General features: G+C 52.8%; 1 rRNA gene. It reads right to left on the bottom strand.

The annotated features are described in order from the left end of the window. Positions 1-451, bottom strand: a 23S ribosomal RNA gene (locus AC0V2Y_RS27825); the annotation flags it as partial.

The following is a 451-nucleotide window of genomic DNA, read 5'->3' as shown; positions in this document are numbered from 1 at the left end:
CCTTTCACCCTCATGGAGTAAACCATTCAAGCTACCGGGGCGTACCTTTTCCCGAAGTTACGGTACCAATTTGCCGAGTTCCTTCTCCCGAGTTCTCTCAAGCGCCTTAGAATACTCATCTCGCCCACCTGTGTCGGTTTGCGGTACGGTCTCGTATGACTGAAGCTTAGAGGCTTTTCTTGGAACCACTTCCGATTGCTTCGTGAATAAATTCACTCGTCCCATCCCCTTGAATTCCGCGCCCGGATTTGCCTAAGCGCCTTCTATGAGACAGAAACTGACTATTCCAACAGTCAGACAACCTTCCGCGATCCGTCCCCCCATCGCATCATACGACGGTGCAGGAATATTAACCTGCTTCCCATCAGCTACGCATCTCTGCCTCGCCTTAGGGGCCGACTCACCCTGCTCCGATGAACGTTGAACAGGAAACCTTGGGCTTACGGCGTGG

The organism is Janthinobacterium sp. BHSEK, assembly GCF_056174685.1.
The sequence above is the reverse complement of the archived record's forward strand: the minus strand, read 5'-3'. Positions and strand labels throughout refer to the sequence as shown.